22 protein-coding genes and 1 pseudogene are annotated in these 26,729 nt (G+C 49.4%); 8 read left to right on the top strand and 15 right to left on the bottom strand.

Annotated elements, in window-relative coordinates:
* Positions 1–2 precede the first annotated feature (2 nt).
* Complete coding sequence (locus tag ACEPST_RS06445) at positions 3–533, top strand: DUF3278 domain-containing protein (protein ID WP_204121652.1); 531 nt, start codon at positions 3–5, stop codon at positions 531–533.
* A gap of 48 nt (positions 534–581) precedes the next feature.
* Here the strand turns inward: ACEPST_RS06445 and ACEPST_RS06440 are convergent, their stop codons facing one another.
* Positions 582–1,772, bottom strand: coding sequence for an MFS transporter (locus ACEPST_RS06440; protein ID WP_204121651.1), 1,191 nt, complete (start codon positions 1,770–1,772; stop codon positions 582–584).
* Positions 1,773–1,821: 49 nt separating this feature from the next.
* On the opposite strand from ACEPST_RS06440, the gene ACEPST_RS06435 reads away from it, so the two are divergent.
* Both ACEPST_RS06435 and ACEPST_RS06430 read left to right on the top strand, forming a co-directional pair.
* On the top strand, positions 1,822–2,481 hold the full coding sequence (locus tag ACEPST_RS06435) for a helix-turn-helix domain-containing protein (RefSeq protein WP_395390461.1): 660 nt from the start codon (positions 1,822–1,824) through the stop codon (positions 2,479–2,481).
* Complete coding sequence (locus ACEPST_RS06430) at positions 2,478–3,374, top strand: IS3 family transposase (RefSeq protein WP_395390462.1); 897 nt, start codon at positions 2,478–2,480, stop codon at positions 3,372–3,374. The genes ACEPST_RS06435 and ACEPST_RS06430 overlap by 4 nt, the downstream gene beginning before the upstream one ends.
* 55 nt (positions 3,375–3,429) lie before the next feature.
* On the opposite strand, the pseudogene ACEPST_RS06425 reads toward ACEPST_RS06430, so the two are convergent.
* The 3 genes and pseudogenes from ACEPST_RS06425 to ACEPST_RS06415 all read right to left on the bottom strand — a co-directional run.
* Positions 3,430–3,684: pseudogene (locus ACEPST_RS06425) on the bottom strand (MFS transporter); the annotation flags it as partial.
* A gap of 121 nt (positions 3,685–3,805) precedes the next feature.
* The gene (locus ACEPST_RS06420) at positions 3,806–4,465 is read right to left on the bottom strand and encodes an HD domain-containing protein (protein WP_374706468.1); all 660 of its coding nucleotides are present in this window, start codon (positions 4,463–4,465) and stop codon (positions 3,806–3,808) included.
* A gap of 1 nt (position 4,466) precedes the next feature.
* Positions 4,467–5,102, bottom strand: coding sequence for a TetR/AcrR family transcriptional regulator (locus tag ACEPST_RS06415; RefSeq protein WP_204121935.1), 636 nt, complete (start codon positions 5,100–5,102; stop codon positions 4,467–4,469).
* 216 nt (positions 5,103–5,318) lie between these two features.
* On the opposite strand from ACEPST_RS06415, the gene ACEPST_RS06410 reads away from it, so the two are divergent.
* Together ACEPST_RS06410 and ACEPST_RS06405 are read left to right on the top strand one after the other, a co-directional pair.
* A complete protein-coding gene (locus ACEPST_RS06410; RefSeq protein WP_204121936.1) occupies positions 5,319–6,212 on the top strand; it encodes an ABC transporter ATP-binding protein in 894 nt (297 codons plus the stop codon).
* Between the two features lie 6 nt (positions 6,213–6,218).
* The gene (locus ACEPST_RS06405; protein ID WP_204121937.1) at positions 6,219–7,841 is read left to right on the top strand and encodes an ABC transporter permease; all 1,623 of its coding nucleotides are present in this window, start codon (positions 6,219–6,221) and stop codon (positions 7,839–7,841) included.
* A gap of 354 nt (positions 7,842–8,195) precedes the next feature.
* Here the strand turns inward: ACEPST_RS06405 and ACEPST_RS06400 are convergent, their stop codons facing one another.
* The 6 genes from ACEPST_RS06400 to adhE all read right to left on the bottom strand — a co-directional run bounded on the left by ACEPST_RS06400 (position 8,196) and on the right by adhE (position 16,233).
* Positions 8,196–8,666 carry a hypothetical protein gene (locus ACEPST_RS06400; protein WP_204121938.1) on the bottom strand — a complete coding sequence of 157 codons (471 nt, stop codon included), beginning with the start codon at positions 8,664–8,666 and terminating at the stop codon, positions 8,196–8,198.
* Positions 8,667–8,957: 291 nt separating this feature from the next.
* Entirely contained in the window at positions 8,958–10,145 is a 1,188-nt protein-coding gene (locus ACEPST_RS06395; RefSeq protein ID WP_203643794.1) for an acetate/propionate family kinase, read from the bottom strand.
* 184 nt (positions 10,146–10,329) lie between these two features.
* Positions 10,330–10,680: an aggregation promoting factor surface protein gene (locus ACEPST_RS06390; protein WP_204121939.1), complete on the bottom strand. Its 351-nt coding sequence runs from the start codon at positions 10,678–10,680 to the stop codon at positions 10,330–10,332.
* 226 nt (positions 10,681–10,906) lie between these two features.
* Entirely contained in the window at positions 10,907–11,533 is a 627-nt protein-coding gene (locus ACEPST_RS06385; protein WP_204121940.1) for a LysM peptidoglycan-binding domain-containing protein, read from the bottom strand.
* A gap of 900 nt (positions 11,534–12,433) precedes the next feature.
* Positions 12,434–13,048 carry a LysM peptidoglycan-binding domain-containing protein gene (locus ACEPST_RS06380; protein WP_204121941.1) on the bottom strand — a complete coding sequence of 205 codons (615 nt, stop codon included), beginning with the start codon at positions 13,046–13,048 and terminating at the stop codon, positions 12,434–12,436.
* A 566-nt stretch (positions 13,049–13,614) separates the two neighbouring features.
* Entirely contained in the window at positions 13,615–16,233 is a 2,619-nt protein-coding gene (gene adhE / locus ACEPST_RS06375; RefSeq protein ID WP_203643786.1) for a bifunctional acetaldehyde-CoA/alcohol dehydrogenase, read from the bottom strand.
* Between the two features lie 1,004 nt (positions 16,234–17,237).
* Between adhE and ACEPST_RS06370 the strand changes: the two genes are divergently transcribed.
* On the top strand, positions 17,238–19,031 hold the full coding sequence (locus ACEPST_RS06370) for a glycerophosphoryl diester phosphodiesterase membrane domain-containing protein (protein WP_204121942.1): 1,794 nt from the start codon (positions 17,238–17,240) through the stop codon (positions 19,029–19,031).
* A gap of 126 nt (positions 19,032–19,157) precedes the next feature.
* Here the strand turns inward: ACEPST_RS06370 and mazE are convergent, their stop codons facing one another.
* The 3 genes from mazE to ACEPST_RS06355 all read right to left on the bottom strand — a co-directional run bounded on the left by mazE (position 19,158) and on the right by ACEPST_RS06355 (position 22,465).
* On the bottom strand, positions 19,158–19,430 hold the full coding sequence (gene mazE, locus ACEPST_RS06365) for a type II toxin-antitoxin system PemI/MazE family antitoxin (protein ID WP_395390580.1): 273 nt from the start codon (positions 19,428–19,430) through the stop codon (positions 19,158–19,160).
* Positions 19,431–19,505: 75 nt separating this feature from the next.
* A complete protein-coding gene (locus ACEPST_RS06360) occupies positions 19,506–20,030 on the bottom strand; it encodes a DUF1836 domain-containing protein (protein ID WP_125765267.1) in 525 nt (174 codons plus the stop codon).
* Between the two features lie 89 nt (positions 20,031–20,119).
* Complete coding sequence (locus tag ACEPST_RS06355) at positions 20,120–22,465, bottom strand: cation-translocating P-type ATPase (RefSeq protein WP_204121944.1); 2,346 nt, start codon at positions 22,463–22,465, stop codon at positions 20,120–20,122.
* Positions 22,466–23,002: 537 nt separating this feature from the next.
* Between ACEPST_RS06355 and ACEPST_RS06350 the strand changes: the two genes are divergently transcribed.
* Together ACEPST_RS06350 and ACEPST_RS06345 are read left to right on the top strand one after the other, a co-directional pair.
* Positions 23,003–23,209 (top strand): hypothetical protein, encoded by a 207-nt coding sequence (locus ACEPST_RS06350; protein WP_204121980.1) that lies wholly within the window; start codon positions 23,003–23,005, stop codon positions 23,207–23,209.
* Between the two features lie 111 nt (positions 23,210–23,320).
* Positions 23,321–24,172, top strand: coding sequence for an aldo/keto reductase (locus tag ACEPST_RS06345; protein ID WP_204121945.1), 852 nt, complete (start codon positions 23,321–23,323; stop codon positions 24,170–24,172).
* Positions 24,173–24,591: 419 nt separating this feature from the next.
* Here ACEPST_RS06345 and yjeM read toward each other — a convergent pair whose 3' ends face one another.
* Positions 24,592–26,085, bottom strand: a complete 1,494-nt coding sequence (gene yjeM, locus ACEPST_RS06340; RefSeq protein ID WP_204121946.1) for a glutamate/gamma-aminobutyrate family transporter YjeM — start codon at positions 26,083–26,085, stop codon at positions 24,592–24,594.
* Between the two features lie 209 nt (positions 26,086–26,294).
* Positions 26,295–26,720 carry an Hsp20/alpha crystallin family protein gene (locus tag ACEPST_RS06335; RefSeq protein ID WP_203643768.1) on the bottom strand — a complete coding sequence of 142 codons (426 nt, stop codon included), beginning with the start codon at positions 26,718–26,720 and terminating at the stop codon, positions 26,295–26,297.
* Positions 26,721–26,729 lie beyond the last annotated feature (9 nt).

Genomic DNA, 26,729 nt, shown 5'->3' with positions numbered 1-26,729 from the left:
TCATGGTAAACGGGGAAAATTTACGTGATAAGGTTGTTAAACACTTTTTCAATATTACCGGGGATTTTGATGAATACAAACGACAGGAGGTCAACCGGATTGGGACCAACGCCTTTTTCATGTGCTTGCCCATCCTACTGTTGGGGCCGGTCGTCGCGTTGCTGTGGCAAACCCAATCGGCTTACATGGCCCTGATTGGCCTCGCCGGTTTTGATGTCGCGTTCATCACAATTGTCATCTGTCCCTACCTGATGGCTGCTAGCCGCCGGGCTCACTTGACGGACCACGAAGTCAGTGTCCAGGACCTGCCTGCCGCACGGAAACATATCTTGTGGGTTTCACTAGGTTTAGCCATTTATTTCGCTGTCTTCATGTACCTCGAACAAGCCTTTCTCGGCACCTTTTTCGATGGCCACCTGTTTACTCAGGAACTCGTTTCGTTCGCTAACATTACGGGTGCCATCGTCAGTGGCATTTTCTTCGGCATTATTATGGGTCTCACCTACTGGCTTCGCTTGAAAAAACAACAATAAATCTATGAGAAAACAGGGTCATGACAACCGTCATGGCCCTGTTCGTGGTTATTTATCATTTTTTTGATAGCGGAAAACAATGAAGTAAAAGCCAAAATTAACGATACTCAACACGAAGATCAGCCCAAAGGCCAACTGGCTCCCAATCGCCGTTTCGTGAGCGTACGACATGCCACTAACCTTGACCGACGACATCAGCGCCGCCAAAATTGTGGTCCCGATTGACCCAGCAAACTGTTGTCCCGTGTTATAAATCGCATTGGCATCGGCCCGTTGACTCATGTCGACTTCCTTCAGTCCGTTCGTCAGCGTGTTACTAAACGCCATCGACCGCCCGACACTGAAGACGACGTACATGATGGCAATCAGTACCACGCTCAGATGTTGGCCAAACGCCATGAAGACCAGGGCCGCAATCGTAAACAGCGTACTCCCCATCAAAATCGGTAAGCGGGCACCGTGTTCGTCCAACAGATGACCGAACCACGGCTGGAGGATTGCTGTAACTAAGCTCCCCGGCAACAGCATCAGCCCCCCAATCAAAGAGGTCGCGCCCACCACAATTTGGGCATAGTTTGGTAGCGCAAAGTTGATGCCAATATTACAGAATTGCAGGGTAAAGTAGGCGAAGAAACTGTAGGTAAAGACCGGATTCTTGAAAATTTCCAGTTTTAACAGTTGGCGACTACTGTGCTTAGCCAGCACGATGTAGCCCCAGATGGCCACAATTGCCAAGCCAACGCCACCCAGGAACTCCCAGCTGAGCGCCCCCGCGGTCGACACGCTGTTCAGTCCTAAGGTAAAACTAATGAAGGCAATCGCAAGCAAGAAGAATTGTCCCCAGTTGAATTTAACCGGCTTGACTGGCGCGTACTGCTTGATGGCGCCAACCCCCAACAACAGGATGATCAGTTCCACGGGCATCGTGGACCAAAAAATCATCCGCCAGTTGGCCAGGTAAACCATGATGCCCCCAAACGTGGGACCACTGGCGGGCGCAATCATCAGAATCAAACCGGCCATCCCCATGTAAAATCCCAACCGTGACCGAGGCACACTTTCAACCACGATGTTAAACATCAGCGGAATTGCCAGCCCGGCGCAACCCGCTTGAATCAAGCGGCCAATCAACAAAATTGGAAAGTTAGTTGCGAGCGCACAGATTAAATCGCCTAAAATAAACGCCAAAGCGGCTGCTATAGTCCCCTTAAGGTTGACAGATGAAAAACTATAATTCATCTGTTAACTTTAAGGGGATTTTTCTATGCCTAGGACAAGATTTACAGCTATGGAGAAACTGGATATTTTGACTGGTCTATCACAGACCAAGTTGAACAGAAGCAAATACCTTGAGCAATATGGTATTTATGGCTCTACTATTCGTTTGTGGCGAGAACTTTACAAGCGTGATGGCCTCGACGGCCTAGAAGAACGCCATATCTGGACACGTTATAGTGCAAAGACCAAGCAGCAAGCCGTGGAAGCCTATCTAAATGGTAAAGGTAGTTTAGTTGAAATCAGCAATCGTTTTGGATTGAGAAGCGACAAGCAACTTCGCGACTGGATTAAGAAATTCCAGTATAATGGGACCAATAAATCATTGATGGCTACCCCGTCAAGAAGGCAGGTCCGCATTATGAGTCGTAAAACAACATTCGAAGAACGAATTAAAATTGTGGAGTATGTCACAGCTGGAAAGCATTCGTACTCCCAGGCATCCGAACACTTCAACGTCTCTTACCAACAGGTAAGAGCCTGGGTTCTCAAGTCCAAAGATGGTGGGTACACAGCATTAAAGGATGGCCGTGGACGTACTAAACCAGTTGAAGAAATGACTGAAGTTGAACGTTTAAAACTAGAGAATCGTCAACTAAAGGCCCAGCTCAAAGAACAGGAGGTAATGGAGCTCTTCGCAAAAAAAATCCGGGAACTACAGAACAAGGAGTGAACGCCCAACATAAATTAATATTCCAGACAATCCAGGAACTCAGTCCACAGATTCATGGCGCCCAAACCATTATTCTTCGCAAAGTGGGTCTATCTCGCCAAGCATTTAATCAATGGCTTCATCGTGAAGAAACCCCTTGGGAGCAACAAGAAGCGCAGCTTAAGCAAAAGATACTCATGTACTTCAATGCACATCGTCAGAGAATCGGCGCAGGAAAATTGAAGATTTATCTAGATCATGATTCAGATCTTGATTTTTACGTCTCGCTTAAGCGCGTTAAGCGGATTATGACTCTCCTGCATCTCAAGTGTCAAAGCAGACTGAAGAAACACCATCGAGTAAAACAAGCCGAACAAGAAATACGAGACAACGTATTAAATCAACGGTTTAATATGGCAGATAATCCAAATGAAGTGTGGTTGTCGGACGCCACCGAAGTTCGTTACGGTATCAATGGCGAGTACAAGGCTCGTTTGTGTGGTGTACTAGATCTATATGGCAGATATCTTTTATCCTACAATCTGAGTGTTACTGAGACCAGTGACGCAATGGTTGAAGTCTTTGAGCGAGCCTTTAGCAAAGCTGGAGAAGTTCATCCAATGGTTCATACCGATCGTGGTTCGGCTTACACTTCCAAAGATTTTAATAATCTAATGACCGAACACAAAGTCGTTCGGAGCATGTCCCGACCGGGAACGCCTTATGACAATGCCCCAATGGAACGTTGGTGGAATGAATTCAAGTTAAACTGGCTAGACAGCCACCCAATGCCTAAAACCAAGGAGGAGCTAATTAAGCTTATTGAGGAAGGTATTCACTACTTCAACTATATTGACCGTACAGCACAAAGAAACGGCTCCACCGCGGTTGAGTACCGCGGTGAAGCCGCTTAAACACATCTACAAAAATTATAGTATTTCATCCGTCAACTTGACAGGGACTAGTACAGGCGGCCACGAATAACTGTTTATTTTTAAATCGTTGCTTTAAAAAGGCCGATGTAATCATCAGTAACGCCACCGTTAACAGGTAGCCGGTCGTAATCCATTGCACGGTATTCAGGGACACGTGCATTTGTTTCATCAGGGTGGGAAAGGCCACGTTCATCGACGTTTCCACCAAGATTCCCAGGAAGGCCATCAGGGCAATCGCAAAAATCGCAATCAGGTTGCCCCGTGGTACCTTCTCGGACTGAGCTGTCATTTGCAAATCAATCTCTTCTCTCTAAATTTAGCATTACTTTCAATCATACGCATTTTTCGGTTAAAATGCACCGCTAAATTTAGATTAAACCGGTTTCACGGCAAAATAAAAACGCGGTGCCCTAAGCTTCCGCGTTCCATTCGGCTTTATACTCGGCTAGAAAATCGAGCATGACCTGTTGCCGGTGCTCGGCCAACTGCTTGGCGGCCGTCGTATTCATCAGGTCCTTTAAGGTTAATAACTTCTCGTAAAAGTGATTGATGATGGTTTCATTGTCTAAGTTACGATACTCGGCGTGGGTCATTTCAGTCCGTGGTTTCACGGCCGGATCATAAATCTTTTCACCAAAGTGTCCGCCAAAATAAACTGCTCGGGAAATGCCGATAGCCCCAATAGCGTCTAACCGATCCGCATCCTGCACGATTTGACCTTCTAGCGGCAACGGTTTCGCCGTGCCATCCAGGGTTTTATGGTAAGACATGTTATCCATGATTAAGAAGATGTCGGCAATTTGGACCGACGTGAAACCTTGATTGCTTAAAAACTGCCGAACTTCCTCGCTGGCCGCTGCGGTGTCGTCGACCAGCTTTTCATCGATGACATCGTGTAAATAGGCCGCGGTCAACGTTTCGAGGTGATCGGCAGCCGGATAGGATTGACTGATGCGGTCGGCCAGGCCGACGACCCGTTGAATGTGATCGAAGCCGTGACCAGTCTCGTCGTCCCCCATTTTAGATTGCGAAAACTGTCGAACCGCCACTAAAACTGTGGTCTCTGTCAAATTAATCGTCCTCCTTGTTCGCTTGCGAATCCGGTGACGTCACTGCTGGTGTCCCCGCAAATCCGTAGAAAAATAAATGCATTAATTGATTAACCAACCGTTGATACGTGGCCGGTGGAATATCAGCTGTACTGAAGTAGGACACGTACATGTGGAGGTAGATCAACAGCGCTTCATCGGAGATATCGGGGCTAATGATGCCACCGGCTCGGCCCCGCGCTATCACAGCACCCCAAAACTTTTGCTCACCATCTTCGTAGGCTTGCCGCACCACATCGCTGCCGTTTTTCCCTTGCATCTCAGCCATAACAAACTGATAGAAATCGGGATGGATGCCATCACTCAGCCGAACCTTATTCGTGATCATGACCTTGATAATCTCAGGAAACGGGACCTGCGCGTCATCAATTAATTTTTGAAAACTCGCGTAACCCTGATTGATCATCTCGATGACAACCTGGTGCCCCAACGCTAATTTGCTCGGAAAATACTTATACAGCGTGACCTGGGAGACCCCAGCCGCTTCAGCGACCGTCGTCACGTGCGTTGCCTTAAACCCGTCATGCGTAAACAATTTGATACCAGCGTCCAAAATGCCTTGCCGTTGGCGAGTTTTCCGTTCTTGATTCGTTGCCATGCCTGTCACCACCCTCGTCCGCTTGTCGCATTCATTGTTAATGTTACAGCACGAATCAGCGACAACGCTCTCGTTATTCATTTTATCATAACGCATTTTAGGAAAGAATTTAATTTTAGTGAACTATTTTAGCATAAAAGTTCACTTTTCCGTTGACTTTGGGTAACCAAGGGCTTACGATGTAAACGATTTAAAACTGTGAGGAGGGGATTACTTATGACAAATCCTGTACTTCAAATTAACCATCTACAAAAGAAATTCGGCCACTTCCAAGCCTTAAAGGACATCACCTTTGAGGTGCGTCCCGGCGAAGTCTTCGGTTTTATTGGGCCAAATGGCGCGGGCAAATCCACGACCATTCGGGTCCTGCTCGGCATCATTCGCGCTTCCGGCGGGACGGCCACAATCTTCGGCCAAAATGTCTGGACTGATAGCGTCGCGATTCATCAACGACTGGCCTACGTCCCCGGCGACGTGTATCTCTGGCCCAATTTAACGGGTGGCGAAATCATTGATCTCCTTCTTAAAATGAACGGTACCGCGCATTCCGCCAAGACCGATGACCTCATTAAACAGTTTGGTTTGGACCCAACCAAGAAGGCGCGCACCTACTCCAAGGGTAACCGGCAGAAAGTCGCCTTGATTGCGGCCTTCTCCCAAGACGCTGATTTCTACATCTTTGATGAACCAACCTCCGGACTGGACCCCTTGAATGAGCGCATCTTCCAAGATGCCGTCATGAATCTCAAGGCGCAGGGCAAAGCCGTCTTACTTTCCAGCCATATTCTTTCCGAGGTTGAACGTATGTGTGACCGGATTGGGATTATCCGTGAAGGCCAAATCATTGAGTCTGGTAGTCTCGCAGAAATGCGCCACCTGACTCGAACCATGGTCACCGTCACGTTAGGTGATGACTTTGATGTCACTACCCTCGCCGGTGTTCACGGCGTTACTGCTGGTCATACCCCGCACGAATGGCAATTCTCTGTTGAGGACGAACACCTCAGTTCAGTCATGAGCACACTGGCCCAACACCAAGTCGTGGCACTACAGAGTACGCCACCAACGTTGGAAGACCTCTTCATGCACTACTACACGGGAAAGGAGTGACCCCTCATGACGCGTTTTGGACGTACCGGTCAACTGATTCGCCTGAATTTCCGGCGGGATCGGTTCCGAATTCTCATGTGGCTCATTCTCTTGGCGGCCTTAATGGCCAGCGTTGCCTGGAAATTTGAAGATATCTACGGGACACCTAGCGAGATTGATGCCATCAAAGGCACCCTCGCCAGTCCAGGAATCGTTGCCATGTTTGGGGCCTTTTCCTTTACGGGTAAGGTCACAACCGCTGAAATCTTTGCAAACGAAATGCTCTTATTTATGGCCTTGATCCAGGTTGTCATGAACCTTGCTCTCAGCGTCCACGCCACCCGGGCCGAAGAAGACTTGGGTATCACCGAATTGGTGCGTGCTCACGCGGTTGGAACGCTCTCACCGTTGGCTGCAGCGGCTAGCGAGCTCGTTATCATCAACGGCGTCCTAGGTGTTCTCTACAGTATCGGTCTCAGCGCCGCTAACATGCCTGGCGCCACTACCGAGGGTAACTGGTTGATTGGCATGGGACTGGCTGCTACGGGGCTCCTGTTTGGGATACTGGGCCTCCTAATGGCGCAATTGGCCGACCACTCGGCTAGTGCGACTGGACTGGCCTACACCCTATTTGGTATCAGTTACTTGGCGCGGATGATCACGGATGTTCAGCAGCCTAAGTTAACCTGGTGGTCGCCACTGGGGTGGGTCGAAAAACTCGCACCCTACAACGATCCGCACTGGTCACCCATCTGGTTGAGTCTAGGCCTCGCGGTAATTCTACTTGTCTTCGCATTCATGGCAAATAATCGCCGGGACCTGGGCGCCGGTGCCCTAACGACCCGTCCTGGCCGACGCGAGGCCTCCGCATTTCTCCGGGGACCCGCAACGCTGGTTTGGCGGCGACAACGTAACGTCATCATCGCTTGGATCGTTGCGGTTATCATCTTTGGCGTTGCCTACGGGACCGTCTTCAACACGATTGGCGATATTCTTAAGACTAACCCAACCATGCAACAGGTCTTCGGCGCGGCCATGGTCCACGAGGCCAACCACAAGATACTGTTGAGCTTCACATCGCTCCTATCAATTGTCATGGCTGCCGTGGCCACCATCCCCGGGATGCAACTGATTCTCAAGGTCCACAGTGATGAGACTCGTGGCTGGCTGGAGGCATTGTACGCGCGGCCACTCAGCCGTACCCACTTACTCTTCAGCTACGTGGGCACGGCATTTGTGACCAGCACCCTCGCCTTTATTGGTGGCCTGGGCGGCATTGTGGTCATGGGGGACGCTAGCCTGACACACGCGAAAGATGGCATCAGTGCCAGCGAGTTCTGGCAAGGCGTCGCGGCACAATTACCTGAAATTTGGGTTTTCCTCGGCCTAGCCGTTCTCTTAGTTGGCTGCTGGCCACGTTTAAAAGCCATCAGTTGGGCCTACCTGACTCTGGGCTTTATCAGCGTCTACATGGGAAGTCTCTTGAAGCTACCCGATTGGGTTCAAAACGTGACCCCGACCGGTTGGATGCCCCGGGTACCCATGCACGACGTCAACTGGACCACGTTTAGTTGGATGGTCGTTTTAGCCATTGCCCTGGTAATTATCGGCTGGCAAGGTTACCGGCGACGGGATCTACACATGAGTTAAATTTTTCTAACCACTAGTCCATAACGGCTGGTGGTTTTTATTTGATAAGAGGGATAACCAACTTGGTTTCACCAGCTTACCCGTCTCTCAATCAAATAGCAAGTATTAACCATCAATAATGTTATCTATATTTCAACATTAATTTTGCAATGTTAAGTGATGTTCGGCTCCCATGGATTTTAGTTTGAGCAGTTAACCCATAACGAACCAACCATTTTCATCAGATATTTCTCGCAATTCGGCAAAACATCAGGTATGCTAAGAATACGTTGGCTCCCCCAGCCATTTAGACGTAAACAAAACCGCACCCTTCTCCTAACAGAAGTGGTGCGGTTAAGTTTAGCTATAATTAAATTACTGAATCACCACATCGTAATGGTTGCCCGTGATGGCCGTCCCGCGGTCATGCACGACGCCCATACCGAGTGGCGTCATGATTTTCGTACCAAACGCCACGTTGGCAGGTGCTGCGACAACCCGATAACCGTTCGGATCTAACCCGTTCGCGCTAATGCTGGTGCCATCGGCCGTTAAACTACCCGAATAGTAGGTCCATTTATTGCCGTTCAAATAAACGACACCCTGACTTTCAAATTGGGCCACGCTGATGGTGGCACCAGCCGTACTACTCGTATTAACAGCTTTGGCAACACTGGTATTCTTGACTGGTGTAGTCTGACTGTACGTACTGGTCTGCGGTTGATACTGATAACTGGCCGCAGTGCCACGATAGGTGTTGGCACTAGCCGTGACGCTGGAAAAACCGATACCGGCTGCTAACACAGCGGCGAAGCTAATGGTCGTCAAGATAACTTTCTTAATCATCAAATGGTTCCTCCCTTATTTAACGACCCCAGCTTACCGCCGAGACATCTCAACGGCATTAGCAAATCGTTACCGCTCGGTTAAGGAATCGCCCGCCAGATGACAAAATGACACGGTCTTTACCTGATTGTCATAGTGGTCAAGAAAACGTTAAGTCCCCGCTTAAGGTGTACTTAACATCATTTGGATACGATATAGTTAGCTTGGTCTGCACTGCTGATTGCCAATTCTCCAAGTATCAACAACTAAAAGAGGCCCAGGAAAAATTCCCGGACCTCCTCGCAATCTAATTTATTTTGTTAATCGCTCCACGTCACGGACGATCATTAATTCTTCGTTCGTTGGCACGACCAGCGTCTTAACCTTGGCGCCGTCTGGACTAACAATGTGTTCTTCCCCACGGAAATCATTCTTGGCAGGGTCGATAGCAATGCCAAAGTAGTTTAATTTATCAGCAACGGCTTGCCGCATGTCCACGCCGTTCTCACCGGAACCGGCCGTGAAGACGATGGCATCTACGCCACCCAATTCAGCAATGTAACTGCCGACGTAGCTGACGACCCGGTCCACGAACATATCCAAGGCCAGCTTAGACTTTGGTCGTTCATCCTGGGTCTGTTCCAGATCCCGTTGGTCGGGTGACAGCTCAGAAATCCCCAGCAAACCAGATTTATGGTTCAAAATGTCGATCATTTCTGGCATGGTCTTGTGAAGCTTTTCGGCTAAGAAGGCCACCAACGATGGGTCGATGTCCCCGGACCGTGTCCCCATCATGACCCCAGCTAATGGCGTGAATCCCATGGAGGTATCCAGCGCATGGCCGTCCTTAAAGGCGGTAATGGAGGACCCTGATCCCAAGTGCAAGGTAATCATTTTCAGGTCGGCTAACGGCTTACCTAAGATTTCAGCCGTTCGGTGCGCCACGTAACGGTGACTGGTCCCGTGAGCCCCGTACTTCCGGGCCCCGAATTTTTCATAATATTCATAAGGAATGCTGTACATATAGTTAACCGCTGGCATATCCGTGTACAGGGACGTGTCAAAAACGGCGACCTGCTTGGCTTCCGGCAACAATTGTTGGAAGACCTCGATGTAGTAAGCCTGAACCGGGTTATGCAGTGGTGCATAATCCTTCAGCTCCTTGATCTGCTTCAAGACGACGGGCGTGATCACAGCGGAGTCCTTGAAGACTTCCCCGCCGGCCACGATACGATGACCCACACCGGTGATTTCACTCAGGTGCTTCACAATCCCGTAAGACTTCAACCGCGTCAGCACCATCGCTGCCGCCAGCTTGTTCGTAATGTTATCTTGTGTTTCTGTTTTCTTAGTACCATCGGGCAGCTTGACCTTGAAAATGGAGCCCGGTAAATTCAACCGGTCTACCATTCCTGATGCGATAACAGTCTCTTCCGGCATGGAAAAGAGCTTCCACTTCAAAGTTGAGCTACCTGCGTTAATTGCCAATGTTTTTGCCATGAGTCGATCCTCCCAATCTTTTCTCGGTTACTTCCCAGTTTAAATGATTCTGTAACCGCTTTCAAGAAAAGAATGACTTTCTGTGAGAATTTTTAGACATGATTTGCAAAACTCTCTTCTTGAAAGCCCAACCAACAAAAAATCCCACCGACAATTGTCAGTGAGATTCGTTTAAGTTTAAGTTTTAGAACCAGCCGTAGCCTAACCAGTGATGCTTGGCCTGCGTCCATGAGCCATAACGGGTGTGGGCATAGCGGTCAGCGGTCTTTTCCTGGTTGGCCTTGCTGTAGTCACCCTTCAGCATGGAAATGGTGAGTTGGTATTTGCCGTAGTACCGGCCGTTGCGGGCGCGGTAGTTGCCGCCGGATTCCTTAACGGCGATCCAAGCCTTGGCGCGTTGTTCCTTCTTGGATAAGTTGGAAACATAAGTCACGCTGGCTTCGGCAGTCGTCGTTGAATTTACAACGGATGAAACGCTAGGAAGGGCCAGTGAAACGACCATCACGATAACCATGAATAGAGTTTTAAGTTTCAACTGAACACCCTCCTTAACGAATTTGTTAAGAATATCATAACGTTATTAAGTTACAGCCCCGTTGTCTAAATGTTACAAACCTGTAACGACCCACCCCACTTTAGCCCGTCTGGTGTAATAGATTGTCGTTTAAGCCCGGTGGGACCACGAAAAAACGACGGTCAGTCAAAGGCACTGCACCGTCGTTTTCTGCATTATTTATTTAGTTGACCGAACCAAGTTGGGTTTAGTACCAACCATTTGCTTGCCAGAAGGACTTGGCAGCGGCCCATGAACCGTAACGGGAGCTAACGTAAGAGTTGGCAACCTTTTCCTGGTTGGCGGCTGAGTAGTCCCCGTTCAGGTAAGATTTGCTCAATTGGTACTTCCCGTAGTAGTTACCGTTAGATGCCGTGTAAGAGCCACCAGACTCCTTGTTAGCGATCCAAGCCTTGGCTGAAGAGCCAGAGGTGGACGTCGTTGAAGTGGCCGTAGAAGCGCTGCTGGTCGTCCCAGTGGTCGCTTGGCTACTGTAGTTGCTGGTTGAAGCGGTATTGTTAGTCGTGTTGCTGGTCGTAGTCGTGGATTGGCTAGGCGTGGTGGTAGCGGCGCTAGTCGTTGACGTCGTGGTGCTAGTGGCGTCAGGAATTTCTAAGGATTCACCCACGTAAATCAAGTTAACGTTCTTTAAGTTGTTGGCTTTTTCGATTGAGGAGACGCTAGATTTGTACTGGTTAGCAATCTTGGCAACCGTGTCTCCCGACTTCACCGTTACCCGGACGTCGGCGTTAGCGGAAGTGGTACCGGCAAATAACCCGGCACCTAATACGGCTGCAGTTCCTAAAGTAGATACTAAAACTTTTTTGATATTCATAAAAATGAATGTCCTCCTTTTGATTAGTGAATCTGTCTATCAATTACTTAACGAGACCTATCATAACCCGCGGAGGTTACACCCCCATTGTTCCTAAGTTACGCCCACATTAAGAAAAACCGGCTTAAATGACAAACCGTAACGTGGTTAATCCCGTTGCAACATTAACCGGGTTTACGGTCCTTAAGTTGCGGTCATGTGACGGTTACGGGCTGGGGAGCGGGACTGATTTGCTTGAAATTAGCGGTTGAGATTGCCTTACGTTCAGGAAATTTGACGTTAAACTTGGTGTTTTGTCTGAAATTACCGTTAGTGACGCCGCCATATTCGTCGTGAACTGCCTTTGATCCGCGTTAAAAACTCTGATTATTGTCATATGGCTAATCATCGTTTCTACTATAGTAAACAGAAATTGTTTTCATTGTGGCATTGATGATTGCCGACACCACATAGTGTTAGGCGGAAATTCAGGCCTGGACTTTTCGTTCAACCTGGCTTGATTTAGACCGTTTGACTGGTTCTCCACGGGGCTATCCCGAGACTGGCAGCCTCTGAAACGTGCTACGACAGCCAGGTCCCTGCGCTTAACCCCGGTTCAGCAACGACCCAAACCTTAGATTTTCGTTCAATCTGGCTTGATTTAGACCACTTGACTGGTTCTCCACGGGGCTATCCCGAGACTGGCGGCCTCTGAAACGTGCTACGCGGGGCAGGCCCCTGCGCTTAGAAAGTAAAAGGGCTCCTGTCCGGCGACTGCCGAACAGAAACCCTTTTACTCCCTAATGCTCAGAGCCTAACCGCCCCGCTCCGCACTCTAAAAAAAGCGCCCACAGACCTGCATCTGTGGGCGCCACTTGAATTTAAACGTTAATTTATTGGCTTATCTAAGCTATTTCTAGTTTAGTACCAGCCGTTTGCTTGCCAGAAGGCTTGCGCAGCTGACCATGAGCCGTAACGAGAAGATACGTATGAGTTGGCAACCTTTTCTTGGTTGGCGGCTGAGTAGTCACCGTTCAAGTAGGAAGAGCTCAGTTGGTACTTACCAACGTATTGGCCGTTAGTTGCTGAGTATGAACCGCCAGATTCCTTGTTGGCGATCCAAGCCTTAGCACTGGCTTCTGAACCAGACACACCGGTTGAAGCAGTCTTGTTGCTGCTAGTTTGGGTGTTCGTGGTTGCTTGGCTGCTTTGGCTAGTCGTGGATTGGCTAGTTTGGTTAGCAGTCGTAGTCGTGTTTTGGCTAGCAACGTTATTAGTAGAAGTCGTGGTAGCTTGTTGACTTGAAGGGACGCTCAGCGTTTGGCCGACGTAGATCAAGTTGCTGTTGCTCAAGCTGTTAGCACTTTCGATAGCGTTAACGGATGAGTCGTACTTGTTGGCTAATGACCAAACAGAATCCCCCTGCTTGACCGTAACATTCGTATCGGCGTTGGCCGTTACGTTAGTGGCGAAGATGCCGGCACCGACAATGGCAACCGTACCCAAAGTATTAACTAAAGCTTTTTTGATATTCATAATAAATGAACGTCCTCCTTTGTTTGCTTAACGGCTATTAGAATAACTGATGGTTGTGTCAGTTAGATTGGCGTTACGTTACGCCAGCATTAAGAAAAATATTACAGTATGACATTCCGTAATATTTGTAACTCCACTGTCATATAAACCGCTTTTTTACCCCTGTTTTTGCCCAGATGAGGCGAAACGAGGTCGGTATTTGAGTGCTTTTTGCACCTAAAATCGCGTTTTTTTTGCCTGTTTTCATGAAAATTTGATGAAATTTCGGTCCATTTGCGGCCATTTTCATAGTTCTGCTTATTAACAGTTAAGCAAAATCCGTCGTTTTGAACTATCCCAGCCGCCCTAAATCTCCCAATATTTTGCCCAACCAATCAAAATAAACCGATCACCAATCGTAAAATCCCGCCACTAACCGGTTAAATAAATTTTGTTATATTATAGTAGAAACCGATCAATTAAGCGGAAAGTTCTGCCGATTGATCACACCTTTTGCCAAACACAAAAAATCCGCTCAGCCCTCAGGCCAAGCGGATTTTTCAAATTACCGACAAGAATTTCAACCGTTATTTTTCAACGTTCTTCCCGTCGTACTCATCAATCATAATTTGCTTCAGTTCAGAAACCAGTGGTTCCCGTGGGTTAGCGGTCGTGCATTGGTCTTCGAAGGCCAGTTCGGCTAATTTGTCGACTGCCTTATCGAAGTGGGCCTTGTCCACGCCGTTAGCCTTCAAGCTCAAGGTAACGTCAACTGAGTGCGCCAAGTCGATGATCTTCTTGACTAAGGCTTCCTTCAGTTCTTCCTTAGTTGTTCCTGGCAAGCCAAGGTAGCGCGCAATTTGTGCGTAGTCTTCGTCGGCCCGGAAGTATTCGTACTTAGGCCACATGGTCAGCTTCGTTGGTTCTTGGAAGTTGTACCGGATAACGTGTGGCAAGGTGATGGCAATGGCTAACCCATGAGGCAGACCGAATTCCCCACCCAGTTTGTGGGCGATAGAGTGGTCGACCCCGAGGAAGGCGTTGGCAAAGGCCATCCCGGCTAACGTTGAGGCGTTATGCATTTCTTCGCGGGCGGTAATATCGCCGTTGTAAGAGTTGGTCAGGTTATCCATGACTAACTTGATTGCTTGCAATGACCATGGACGGGTGTAATCGGACGCCATGTTTGACACGTAGGATTCGATGGCGTGGGTCAGAACATCCAGTCCAGAGTAAGCAACCGTCTTCTTAGGCACCGTTTCGATAAATTGTGAGTCCACAATGGCAACGTCTGGCGTCAAAGCGTAGTCGGCCAATGGGTACTTCACGTGGGTCTTGGAATCGGTGATGACAGAGAATGGTGTCACTTCAGAACCAGTCCCTGAAGTCGTTGGAATCGCAACGAATTGCGCCTTGTGTGGCTTGTTAAACTTGTAAGCCCGCTTCCGGATGTCCAAGAATTTCTGCTTGGCGCCGAAGAAGCTTGCGGATGGGTCTTCGTAGAATAACCACATGTTCTTGGCGGCATCCATTGCGGAGCCCCCACCTAAAGCCACGATGGTATCTGGCTTGAACATCCGCATCTGCGTAACCCCACGGTTGACGGTGTCAGTCGTTGGATCAGGTTCAACATCGGAGAACAGGGAGTATTCGATCCCGTTTGGTTGGCGCTTCAATTCGTTCAGCACCGTGTCAACGTAACCCAATTCAACCATGGCTGGGTCGGTCACGAGGAAGACACGCTTGATGCCAGGCATGTCGTCGAGGTAACGAACGGACGTCTTTTCAAAGTAAACTCGAGGTAATTTAATCCACTGCATATTATTTCGCCGCTTTGCAATCGTTTTGATGTTCAACAGGTCAAATGAGGAAACGTTATGGGACACGGAGTTCTTACCCCATGAACCAGTACCTAACGTTAATGAAGGGACCATTTCGTTGTAGAGGTTCCCAATCCCACCAATGGCGGATGGCGTGTTAACCAGAACCCGGCTAGCCTTCATCTTAATCCCAAATTCGGTTGCTAAATCGTCATCCATGGTGTGAATGGCAGCCGTATGGCCCAGCCCACCGAAGTGGAGCAATTGGTCACAGAGATCAAACGCATTTTCCTTGCTGGTAGCCTTGTAAACGGAAATCATTGGACTCAATTTTTCTTGTGATAATGGGAATTTAGGTCCCACGCCCGTGATTTCAGCAGCTAAAACCTTGGTGCCAGCAGGAACTTTGATACCGGCAATGTCAGCGATCTTTTGAGCAGACATCCCAGGAATAGGTCCCTTAACGCCGCCTTCAGGCTTGAACATTGCGTCGGCCAAGGCCTTTTCGTCGCTCTTCTTAATGAAGAAGACGCCGCGGTCTTGCATTTCCTTCTTCGTTTCCGCGTAGATTTCGTGATCGATGACGGCACTGTTTTCAGAAGCACAAACCATCCCGTTATCAAACGTCTTGGATAAGACGATGTCGTAGACGGCCCGCTTGATGTTGGCAGTCTTTTCGATGTAGGCTGGGCCGTTACCAGGACCAACCCCTAAGGCTGGCTTACCGGTTGAGTAAGCGGCTTTGACCATGCCAGGACCACCGGTAGCCAGAACACTGGCAACCATTGGGTGGTTCATCAAAGCAGTCGTCGCTTCGATACTTGGCGTTTCAATCCAGGAAATCACACCCTCTGGGGCACCAGCAGCAATCGCAGCGTCGCGAACGACTTTAGCGGCCATCACGGATGACTTTTGGGCTTGTGGGTGAAAGGCGAAGATGATTGGGTTCCGCGTCTTCACAGCGATCAATGACTTGAACAGCGTCGTGGACGTTGGGTTGGTAACGGGGGTAACCCCGGCCAAGATACCCAGTGGTTCAGCAACAGTAATCAGTTGACGTTCGTGGTCATCTTTAATGATGCCGACCGTCTTGTCTTTTTTAATCGAGTGCCAAATTTCTTCAGTAGCGAACATGTTCTTGATGGCTTTGTCTTCCATAACACCCCGACCAGTTTCGTCGAAGGCAGCCTTAGCCAACTCCATGTGGTGGTCCAGGCCAGCGATGGCCATTTGGTGGACGATGTGGTCAACCTTTTCTTGGTCGAAACTGTCCATAGCACATAAAGCATCGTGGGCTTTAGCAGTGAGCCGGTCGATCATTTGATCAACGGTTTCAGTGCTTTCTTGGTTTTTAGTAGTAGTTTTCTCTTTCACGTCTTTTAACATTCTTATGCCTCCATTTTTGAAAACATCCTTGTTAACTTCTTCACGAGATATATCATATCATGATTTTGGAATTACGCAAGCCCTTTTTGTTAAAAATATCACAATTAATTTGTTTAGCTAGTTAACCCATTAGTGGCAAGGATTAGGCTCATCAGTAATGAAAGCGCATACACACTTATAAAAGAAAATTCTGGTTAAATAAGTCTGTGAATTAAATCACTACCCAACTGTTTTGCTTTCATGATTTCTATGAAAACAACCTAAATTAGCTCACTCTCCCTCCTCGCATCCCCCACTAGCCGAAATCCCCTGAAGTAACCAACAATTTTCTCCGGTTGTTCTATAAAGATTATGCTAAAGTAGTAGATATGGAAGCCGTTTAAGGGAATAATTGTTTGAAGACTGACTATATGGGGAATTTGCAACAACACTTTACGCACACGTCGTAATGTCTCAAGCCAACAACCTATTGGTGAAAACAAAACCAGAAATCGACCAGAAACAAATGCCATCACGGTACAATCAGAGTCATCATGTCAGCCGCAGGGGCGGGGAAAATAGGTTCAGCCGTGGGATTTTCTGAGGGAACCTCAGGAAATGGTGACTTTGAGACGCGCCCTTGGCGGCTCAAAGCAAGTCCCGAGACCGCCCTTTGGCTCGGGGCGTCCTCCCCACAGCGTTTCAAATCAACACCATACTGGAGAAACAAAACCAGAAAACGACCAGAAACAAATATCACCACCGTACAATCAGAGTCATCATGTCAGCCGCAGGGGCGGGGAAAATAGGTTCAGCCGTGGCATTTCCTGAGGGAACCTCAGGAAATGGTGACTTTGAGATGCGCCCTTGGCGGCTCAAAGCAAGCCTGAAGACCGCTTCTCAGGCTTCAGGCGTCCTCCCCACAGCGTCACGACCTATTTTCCCCGCCCCGGAGGCGACGGCAACGCAAATTTCACAGGTTCAAAACAATACATAATATTTGTTACTGAGAGGAGTTGAGGACTGTGCAGGCATGGCAGTTCTGGCGAGAATCAACCCGCCATTTTTTCCAACACTGGGGCAGCTACGTCACCCTAGTCTTTATCACCAACCTGGTCATTAGTTACTTAGCGGTGCCGGCCTTTACCTGGCTAACCGCGGCGCTGTTGAAATGGCAGCACGTTCCCTACGTGTCTTACACCAATATCGCCGCCATCATGTTGAAGCATCCCCTGGCCATCATTGGTCTCCTGCTGATCCTGTTAGCGGTGGTCACCCTGATCTACTGGCAATTCGCCTATCTATTGTTGGGAATCACCAATATTCGGACCGGGCGACCGGACTCCACGCGCGCACTACTGAGCGACACCGTCCGCAGCATTGCCGGCGCCTCCCCCAGCACATTTCTCTTCTTTATTGGGTACTTCATCGTCATCATCCCGTTCGGCAGCGAGCTGTTTACCACGCCACTGCTCAACAAGGCTAAAATTCCGGCATTTATCATTAGTTATTTAATGGAAAATCCCGTGTGGACGGTTCTGCTAGGCATCTTCTACGTTGGCGCGGCCTACCTGGGGATTCGGTTGATTGCCGTGTTGCCCCTGATGATGATCGACCACTACCACAGCCGCGAGGCCATTCGCCTCAGCTGGCAACAGACGCGCCGCAACTTTTGGAACTATTTTAGCAAAATTATTGTGACGCTGGCCCTGATCAGTGCAGCCGTCTTTGTCATCTATGCCGCTCTCTACATCGGGCAAGTGCTCTTCGACAAGACCAGCTTCGGCTTGGTTGCGGCCACTGTGAACCTCTTTTTGATGGAAGTCATTACGGAATTTATCGTCTGCTACGCCACTGTGCTGTTCATGATGGTCATCCTCAGCAGCCACGAGGCCCATCGCCGCACGCCGCTGTCCCTGTTTAGCTTCCGCGAACCGGCGAAGACTAAGTTCCGGACGCGCCTGTTGATTACGAGCGGTTTGGTCGTCATCAGTGCTGCTCTGGTCGGGTTCAACCTGATTTATCTAAATGGTCTCGCCATGAGCAAGCCGCTGACGATTGCCCACCGGGGTGTCGATAACGGCAACGGCGTGCAAAACACGATTCCCGCCATGGTCAAGACCAGTAAGGAGCGGCCCGACTACGTGGAAATGGACATCCGCATGACTAAGGACCATCAGTTTGTGGTCATGCACGACGCCAACTTGAAGGCGCTCGCTAATATTAAAAAATCCGTCTCCAAACTGACGCTGAAGCAATTGACTCAGATCACGGTCACGGAAAATGGCTACCAGGCGAAGATTCCGAGCTTCAATCATTACCTGAACACGGCTATTGCCCATCACCAGAAACTACTGATTGAAATCAAGACGGGCGGGGCCGACACCAAGGACCTGCCCGAACGCTTCTACCGGCAATTTGGGTCACGTATCATGGCAAACCATGAGCAGGTGCACACACTGAGTTACAAAATTATGAACCGGCTGAAAAAAGAGCATCCGCAGCTGTTTGTCAGCTACATCATGCCCTACAACCTGACGTTCCCACAGACTCGGGCCAACGCCTACACCATGGAATCGACGACCCTGAACGATACCTTTATCGACCAGGCCGCTCGTGAACACAAGAAGGTTTACGCTTGGGATATTGACACCATCACCAATTTGGACCAGATGATGTTCATGGGCGTCAACGGCGTCATCACCAACAACCTGTCGCTGATTCAACAGGAAATCAAGGACAACACAGATCATCCAAGCTACGCCAACTTACTTTTGACGTTTATGAATGATTTGTCGTTGGAGACGCAGACCCAATAGACTGAACGCTAAAAACACCTAATAGCTGGGAATTCTCCTGGCTATTAGGTGTTTTACTCATCACTAACTTCAATTCCTTGAATGCAATTCTGGATCACACCGGACTAAATCATCTGTCTTAAAAAATTACCAAGTATTTTCTTTTCCCACTGACTGGCCATTATCACCAAGCTCCAATTCCACAATTCCCGCACGTAAATCATACTCGGGACTTTGCGCAAAGATGTTCTCATGTACCGGAACTAAAGAAATGACGCCACTCTTTTCCTGGACAACATCAAATTCGGTTCCTTCCTGGACATCAACACCGGCCGGAATCGGCACCATAAGTGAATCCCCCTGCTTTTGAGCCTCTACAATCATGCCCACCACCTCCATTTCAATCATCATATCTGTCATGACCAAGAAAGACAATTTTTATGTTCAGCAGCAAAAAAATGCCATCCCATTGATAGTCGGGATGGCATTTTTTAATTATTTCTTTTCAATTTTTCGTAAGGGTCGTTTGATGAGATGTAGCAGCTTTTCTGATTGTAAGCGCGCCACAACCGCGTCGACGGCGACCTGCATGAGTTTTTCATTCAAGTCCTTGGCTGCCGGTTGAACCTGGTCCTCACCCAAATGGTGGAGCCGGTCTTCCAGGCTGTCAATGAAGTTGTCGTAAGCCTGCTTGGGGTAATCGCCCGCCGTAATCTGGTCGATCCCCGAACGGACCGTATCCGTTTGGAACATGGGCTTTAGGAGGCTGATCATTAAAATATCGGTCAGCTGCATGGTCTGATACTTCTTCTTGACGGGGGCCAAAATCACGTTATGCTTCACATAATTATTGATCATCGCCGGGGTAATCGTGTCGACGCCCAAGGGGCCCAAAACGTCATTGATCAGCGCCGTTACCTGGTCCATATAGAGGTCAAACTTGGGTAAATCGTCCCACCGGGGTAATTTAACCCCGTGCATCTGGTGTTCCCACCGCGTATATTGATTAAAATCAGCCATGTCTTTTCCCTACCCTTCCGTTTCTAGTTCCGATTATAACATATAATCTAGTCTTAGTGACTAGCTAAAGGCTAAAAACGACAATTCATCTAGCGCCAACGAATCTTACTGAGAATCCGGTGTCCCAGTCCGTCTTGAACTAGGATGAACACCGGAATCACACTAATCATCAGGGGTAGGTAAATCAGCGCTAATTGCCAATTCAACAGGCTGACCAGCGAGAAAATCGGGCCAAAGAAGATGAAAATGACCGCAAACAACCCCGCCATCAACGCGACTAGGCCGACCTTGAACCGGTTCAGCGGGCGCGCGACCATGACCAGGGCATTGAGACTGATCAGTCCCGTAATCAACACGCTCAACGTGGAGGTCGTCGCAAAAGTCAGGTGGAATTGCGTGCCAATCGCCATGATGACCAGGATGTAGCCGACCACGCAGATGGCTGCCGGTGCCGCAATTTCCATAACTTGCTTCATAAAACGTCCGGCAATCCGCGCATAGTTGGGCTGCAGGGCCAGGAAGAACGTGGGAATCCCCACCATTAGGGAGGAAATGGGCGTCAACTGAATCGGTTCAAACGGGTAGCTGCGACTCATGAAGATGAAAATCAGCGTGAGCGCGACCGAGTACATGGTCTTGATCAGGAACAGTGAGGCCACCCGTTCGATGTTGTTGATGACCCGGCGACCTTCATTTAAGACGTTGACCATGGCGTCAAAGTTCGAGTTGACCAGAACAAAGTCGGCCAGACTCTTGGTGGCTTCACTCCCGGAGGCCATGGCAATGCTGCAGTCGGCCTGACGTAGCGCCAACAGGTCGTTGACCCCGTCACCGGTCATGGCGACCGTGTGCCCGGCTTCCTGGTAGGCCTTGATCAGCTGTTCCTTTTGTTGCGGCGTGACCCGACCAAACACATTATAGTCGGCCACAAGTTGGGCATAGTCTGGGTTGGCGCCCACCTGGCTCATATCGACCAATTGTTGGGCCCCCGCGATGCCCGCCCGGCCGGCAATACTGGCCACCGTCACGGGATTGTCCCCGGAAATGACCTTCAAGGCCACGTCCTGATTGGCAAAGAAACCGAACGTATCCTTGGCACGTGGCCGCAGTTCATCGGTAATCAAAATCAGCCCGATGGCCCGCGGTTTTGTTGGCTTGGGCGTCGTGAGCTCTTCCGCTTCCGCCAGTAACAGAACCCGGTAGCCCGCGGCCGCTAGGGTTTGAATACGTTGCTGGACGTCGCTAGGCACCGTGTCGAAAATGAATTCCGGCGCGCCCATGAGCGTTGCGTGGCCGTCAATGACCGCCCCACTCCATTTACGCCCGGAGGAGAACGGTAAGACATCCTGCGCCGCGACTTCTGGTGAACCGTACGCCTGCTGGACCGCCTGCGCCGTTTCGTTATCGTCGCCCGTTGCCGCCACTAGCTGAGCCAACCGCGTTTGGAGGTCTGTTTCTGGCACATTGGCCAGCGGTTCCACCCGGTCAAGCTGTAGTTGGCCATTGGTGATGGTCCCGGTCTTGTCCAAACACAGGACGTCGACTCGGGCCAACGCTTCGATGGCAGGTAACTCCCGTACCAACACGTTGTGGCGCCCCAGGGTGAAGGCGCCGGCCGCGAGTGCTACCGAGGTCAGTAAGACCAAACCCTCCGGAATCATACCGACCATTGAGGCGACGGTTCCCAGGATGGCGCGGTCCTGGCTCTGTCCCCGCAACATGGCGGACACGAATAAGGCCGCACCCAAAGGGATAATAGCAAACGTCAACACTTTAATAATACGATTAATAATGATGAGCAACTGACTGGCACTCCGCCGCTTTTGCTTGGCTGAATGCGCCAACTGTTTCACAAAGCTGCCGTGACCGACCGTGGTGGCCTGCACCAGGGCGCGGCCCCCGAGAAGGACACTGCCGGAAATTAGCGAGTCACCCGTCGCCTTTAAAATTGGCGTGGACTCCCCAGTGATTTGGGATTCATCGACCTCTAGTCCGGCGGTCTCTCGGATCAGGCCATCGACGGGAATCTGGTCCCCGCGGTGGAGTTCGAGCAGGTCGTCACTCACGATATCATCCTGGTGTCGCGCCGTCAGCTGTCCGTCCCGTAGCACGTCAATCGTGCCTTCAGACAGGAGTGCCAGCTTGTCGACCTGCCGTTTGGACCGGATTTCTTGGAAAATACCGATCCCGGTGTTGACCACGACAACGCCCAAGAAGAGGAGATTTTTATAGCTGCCGGTGACCAAAACTAAGGCTCCCAGCAACACGTTGATTAAATTAAAGAGGGTTAATAGATTATCCCGAAAGATTTGTTTCACACTTCGGGTCAGCGGGGGTAAGGGGTCATTCTGCTGGCCAGCAGCCACCCGCTGCGCAACTTCATCCGCCGTTAATCCTTGATTTAACGGCGTTTCATAACGTTCTGTTGTGGTCATTTCCCCGCAACCTCCCTTTCTTTGGGTTACTCGTTAGATTACTCGTTTGCTTGCGTCTCCAGGTCGGTGAAAATAGACCGGAACGCTGTGGGCGCACGTCCGGAGCCACAGAACGGTCTCCAGACTTATTTTGAGCCGAAGTTCACGTCTCAAAAATATCAGTTTTCTAAGTGGCAAAGCCACTAAGGAAACTCCCACGGCTGAGTCTATTTTCACCGACCTTCCGACTCACAGACGTTTAACCCACGATGTTTTTTATCATTATATTTGTGTCTATTGCGCTAGTGTCAATGGCCTCTGAGACTGCATTTCGGACTCTAAGTCGAGGTCAATCGGTCCCATAGCAGGACAGCTGTGCCTATTGCCGGGACGACCAACCAACGTCTGTGAGAACACACCTTCATTGTACTAGAAATTAGGGAGTTCAGGCGCCTAATTCGTTCAGTTCTACGCAATCTTTTAGAGAAACGCAAGCATTTCTAATGGGAACGATAGTAACCTTTTGTGCCGGCGAAGACTACAATGGAATTGGTAGCATTGATTAACGCATTTTTACTTAAATTCTTCAAAGGGAGTAATATTTTGAATCACAAATCATCAGCGGTTATTCTATTTATTCTCTACATTATCCTGCTTGGCTGTATGTTAGCCCACCAAGATATGCTGGCCATGTGGCTCATGACTTTTGGGATGTTGTTGGAAGCCAGCATCAATCTGTACGACGTCTTTCACCGCCAGAAGTAAGCGTTGTCATTTAGCACTAGATAGCCTAAAATGGAAGGTATACGCGTGTCTGGCCCAGCGCCTCGCACCAACAATGACTGACGGTATCTGCCGTCAAGGAGGAACTATTTTATGACACCACCCACCAAGATTACGGATACACTCAAACTGGCCGATGGCAACCGCATGCCGGTCATGGGGTTTGGGACCTACAAAATCGGCGATCAAGAAACCATGAACCAGTCGATTGACGCAGCCTGGAACGCCGGCTACCGCATGTTTGACACGGCCATGCTCTACCGCAACGAGGATATCCTTGGTCCCACCCTGCACCAACTCGGATTGCCTCGAGAAGGCTTCTTCCTGACCAGCAAGGTCGCCGAAGTCGTTCAGGGTTACGACCGGACGATGAAGGCCGTGGAAGGCTCACTCAAACGTTTACAGACTGATTACTTGGACCTCTTACTGGTTCACTGGCCCGTTCGTGAACACTTCTTTGACACCTGGAAGGCCATGGAACAACTGAAGGCTGACGGCAAGGTCAAATCCATCGGGGTCTCCAACTACACCATTGCCCACCTGGAGCTGCTCGCCACCCAGGCCAAGGAAATGCCCGTCGTTAACCAGGTGGAATACCATCCCTACCTGAACCAACAGGCGCTGTTCAACTACGATCAAGAAAAGAAAATCGTCACGGAAGCCTGGAGTCCATTAGGCCGGCGCGTGGTTTTAGACAACCCGATGCTGACCAAGATGGCCAAGCATCACAACAAGTCCGTCGCTCAAATCGTTTTGCGTTGGGAACTCCAACACGAATTGGTGACGATTCCTAAGTCCACCCATTCCGACCGCATCAAGGAAAACGCCGATATCTTTGACTTTAGTTTAGACGTTGACGAGATGACCATGATCGACATTTTGAATAAGAATGAGCGGACAGGGAACGAGCCCGAAATCGTCTACGAAACCGGCAAGCAGTACTAGGATTTAAACTGCGTGGAGATTGCGCCTCCGGGCTGGCGAAAATAGGCCGTGGCGCTGTAGGCGGACGCCCGGAGCCAAAGAGCGGTCTCCGTGCTTACTTTGAACCGCTGAGATACGCGTTTCAAAGATACCAATTCCCTAAGTAGCCAAGACCGCTACTAAGGGAATTCCTACGGCTGAGCCTATTTTCACCAGCCCTGCGGCTCACACTTGTTTAACCCCAGTACCGCTTCGGTGGCGACTTAATCATGTATGCTAAAAATGCAATCAGCGTTCTCAATTGATGAGGACGTTGATTGCATTTTCTTTTACGCATATTTATCTAAATTGATTAATTGCACCCAATTTTCAGGTAAAAACCATTAACCACAAACTGGCAGAATTAGTTCTGTATCGCCCGGTAAGGCGCAATCAAAGAACTAGTTCTCCGCTTGTTTGTGCTTGCGGACTTGGTACCAGATGACACCCATTAGGCCGAACAGGATTGGCCCAACCAACATCCAAATCGTACTTTGAACGTCGCCATTTTCCAAGATTGGTTGGAGCAGCGTGAAGACGTTGGCCCCCAAGACCACGAGGAAGACGACCCAACTGATGACAGTCGTCCAGGCCGGTGATTTGTAGACTTCGAACGGTTTGACGATGTCGCGGTTGTGCTTGAATTTTGGAAAGGCGTAGACCAGGAACAGGTATGGCAACGTCATAGAAACGTTCGCCATCAGCGTCAAAATGTTATAGAAGGCTGAGGCATCGCTCGAGGCAAATGAAGCCACCAGAATGATAACGATGACGACGGCACATTGCAACATCATGGCGTAGCTTGGCATATCGTTGTCGTTTAATTTGGTAAACTTCTTTGGCCACATGGACTTTGGCGTCCCCATGATCAGCGTCTTCAGTGGTGAGTAGGTCAACGTGAAGAAGGCCCCAGAGTAGGCTAAGAACATGCCCAAACCGGTGTAACGGGCGAACCATAACCCAATCGTGGTACTCGTGGCGGCGCTCAACCCCATGGCTTCACCCAAGGTATCCCCCAGATTCCGCATCATGACGTAACTGATGTTTCCCATGTTCGTGGTTGGGTCGGACAGCACCTTTTGCCAGTTCGTGCTAATTCCCCAGCAAAGAATCCCAATCGCATAGCCCAACGTAATCACGACGGCCGAGATAACAATGGCCTTCGGGAACGTCTTTTCTGGGTTCTTGGTCTTATCAACCATGCCCCCCAAGACTTCCAGGCCCCCATAAGCGAAGATAGCAAATACGGCGAAACTCATGATTCCCATTGGTTGTTGGTAGCTGGGATGTGGCGAGTGTAAGAAGGTGCTCAGCGGTTGTGCAAATTTACCGTGCTGCAACGCCAAAACAATACCAGAAACGACCAGCAGGATGGCGTTTAAGCTCATGACGGCCAATCCACCGAGGCTGGTGATCCGCACGATTCCCTTGACCCCTTTGATGGAGACCCAGGTTACCAGCACCATCCACAGACAGGACAGAATCCCGATGACCTGCGTGGCATTTAAGCCAGCGAAGGCGAAGTTCTGCGTTTGATCACGCCCGAAGAAGGTCGTGGTAAAGGGAATCCAAACCTTCGCAGAGGTGGAAACCAGCCAGATGATGTAGGATGCGAACCACATGAAGGTCCCAATGAAGGCGAACTCTGAGTTCACACTGCGGTCCAACCACTGGTACATCCCACTCCCTTCGTCGGATTTGATAGCGGCCCCATATTCTGCCATCATTAAGGCAAATGGAATAAAGAATAGGATTGCTGCTGCTAAGTAGAATAGAATCGACGAGTAACCCATTAAGAAATAGGCCACCGTACTGTTGGCAAAGCCGAAGACGGTCGTAAAGATCATCATGACTAAGGCCATTAAGGTGATTTTAGTGTTATTATTATCAGCCATTATTGTCTCCCCAATTATTATAGACTGCCCACTTGTAGGCGCTTTATTTATTTTAGATGAGAGACAATACATTCCCGTGGTAATTTCCTAACAGGAGGCTAAATTTTTCGTGTGATAAGTTGGCTTTTTCTCATAGAAATTGGCTACCCAGCAAAAAGCCCACCAACCACGTCAATCGTGGCCAGTGGGCTTCGTTAATATCGATTTAATCAGTCGATGCTGATCTTATGATTATCTTCAACCTTGGTTTGCTTTGGCAACGTCAAGGTCAGAACGCCTTCAACATACTTGGCTTGAACGTTATCCAAGTCAATGCTTGGCAGGTAGAAGGAACGCGCAACATTTTGACTGCTACGTTCTTGACGGAGAATCCGGCCATCGTCATCCTTAGCTGACTGGTTGACCTCGGACTTTCCAGAAATTCTCAGGGTGTCGTCACGGTAATCGACGTGAATGTCTTCCTTCTTGAAGCCAGGCATCTCGGCCGTAACCACGTAGTCCTTGTCATGTTCCACAACATCCGTCTTCATAGAGCCATCGCCGCTAAACATGTCGCGACCCAGGTTCCCCACTTCGTTAAAGAAATTCATTGGATCAAAGAAATCAAAGTTCCGGTTCATAACATCGTTAGTCATAATCAATAA

Source organism: Levilactobacillus sp. FUA 3915, assembly GCF_044053135.1.
Classification (GTDB): domain Bacteria; phylum Bacillota; class Bacilli; order Lactobacillales; family Lactobacillaceae; genus Levilactobacillus; species Levilactobacillus lanxiensis.
The sequence above is the reverse complement of the archived record's forward strand: the minus strand, read 5'-3'. Positions and strand labels throughout refer to the sequence as shown.